The organism is Pseudomonas sp. HMWF006, assembly GCF_003061205.1.
GTDB lineage: Bacteria > Pseudomonadota > Gammaproteobacteria > Pseudomonadales > Pseudomonadaceae > Aquipseudomonas > Aquipseudomonas monsensis.
Window position 1 is genome coordinate 1 of record NZ_QAIU01000417.1, and the last position, 1,897, is coordinate 1,897.

2 protein-coding genes are annotated in these 1,897 nt (G+C 62.0%); both read right to left on the reverse strand.

Annotated elements, in window-relative coordinates; genetic code table 11:
- Positions 1 to 63 precede the first annotated feature (63 nt).
- Positions 64 to 1,536, reverse strand: a complete 1,473-nt coding sequence (locus DBR24_RS17310) for a mannitol dehydrogenase family protein (RefSeq protein WP_128615344.1) — start codon at positions 1,534 to 1,536, stop codon at positions 64 to 66.
- A gap of 16 nt (positions 1,537 to 1,552) precedes the next feature.
- Positions 1,553 to 1,897, reverse strand: a 345-nt coding sequence (locus DBR24_RS17315; protein ID WP_128615345.1) for a TOBE domain-containing protein, incomplete at its 5' end; no start/stop codon positions are given.

Sequence of the window (1,897 nt, forward strand, 5' to 3'; positions counted from 1 at the left end):
ACTTGCACAAACCACTCGGTCAGTTCCCTCTCCCTCCGGGAGAGGGCTAGGGTGAGGGGCTTTTCAGGCGAGTATCCGTTCCAGCGTCCGCGTCACACCGTCCTCGCGCAAACTGTTGCAGCACCACTCAAACGCCGCGACAAACTCCGCCGAACGCGGTATCGCCGTGCCGAAAATTTCCTCAACCGCCAACAACCGCTGAGTCATTAAAGCATCGTCCGCCACCAACGCCTGACAAAACGCCGCGCGCGGATCCGGGATCGAATAGGTATCACCATTCTCATCCACACCCTTCAAATACAACGCCCACGCCGCCACCACCAACGCCGCACGCTTGGTCTCCTGCCCATCGGCAATCAACCGGTTGATGGTCGGAATGGTGAACTTGGGAAACTTCGACGAGCCGTCCGAACACACTCGCTCCAACTGATCGGCAATCGCCTGATTGGAGAAACGTGCCACCAGCGTGTCCTTGTACTCGCTCAGGTCGATCCCCGGCACCGGCGCCAGTTGCGGGGTGACGTCGAGGTCCATGAAGGCGCGCATGTAACGCACGAACAGCGGGTCGTTCATGGTCTCGTGCACAAACCGATAACCCTTCAAAAAACCCAGATACGTCAGCGCCAAGTGGCTGCCGTTGAGCAACTTGATTTTCATCTCTTCGTAAGGCGAAACATCGTCGGTGAACTGCACACCGACCTTTTCCCACGCCGGGCGACCGTTGACGAATTTATCCTCCAGCACCCACTGCACAAACGGCTCGCAAACCACCGGCCAGGCATCATCCACCCCGTGTCTGTCGGCCAGTTGCAGGCGGTGCGCGGTGCTGGTCATCGGCGTGATGCGGTCGACCATGGCGTTCGGGAAACTGACGTTTTGTTCGATCCAGTCGCGCAGCCCTGTGTCACGCAGGGTGGCGAAAGCCAGTAGCGCCTTACGGGTCACCGCGCCGTTGTGCGGCAGGTTATCGCAGGACATGATCGTGAACGCCGGCGTGCCTGCGCCATGGCGTTTTTCCAGCGCTGCGCAGAGGAAGCCGAACACCGTGGTCGGTGCGCTCGGGTGCGCCAGATCGTGCTGAATCTGCGGCAGGTGCGCCATGAATTCGCCGTTGCTGTCATCGATGCAGTAGCCGCCCTCGGTGATGGTCAGCGAGACGATGCGAATCTGCGGGTCGGCGAGTTTGTCGATCAACGCCTGGGCTCCGTCTTCGGCCAGCAGCATGTCGCGGATCGCGCCGATCACTCGCACTTCGGTATCGTCGCTGTCGCCGAGTTCGAACAGGGTGAACAGGTAGTCCTGTTCCTTGAGATCGTCGCGGGCGCGGCGGTCGTCGGCGCGCAGGCCGACTCCGCAAATGGCCCAGTCCAGCGCTTCGCCAGTGTTCATCAGTGCATCGGTGTAATACGCCTGATGCGCGCGGTGGAAGCCGCCGACGCCAATGTGCGCGATGCCCTGGCGAGTGTCGCTGAGGCGGTAGGCGGGCAGCTTCACTTCGGCCGCGAGGCGGTGCAGGTTGTGTTTATTCAGTTTCATCGGACAAGTCTCGAAATCAGGCTGCAGCGCGCAGCGGACGGGTCAACGCCACGCCTTCGGCATCGAATAAATGGCAGTGGGCCGGGTCCAGGTGCAGGCTCAGTTGTTCGCCGTAGCGGCTGGCCAGATCCCCGCGTACCCGCATGGTCAGCGCTTCGCCGGCCTGTGTGGTGACGTGGCAGAAGGTGTCGCTGCCCAGGCGTTCGCTGACGTCGGCGGTGACTTGCAAGGTGCAGTCGCCCGGTTGTGCGGGCTCCAGATGTTCCGGGCGAATGCCCAGGGTCACCGCGCTGCCGACGCTCAGGCTGGCGGCGTTGAATGGCAAGGTGATGCGCGTACCGGCATCCAGTGAGACCTCGCA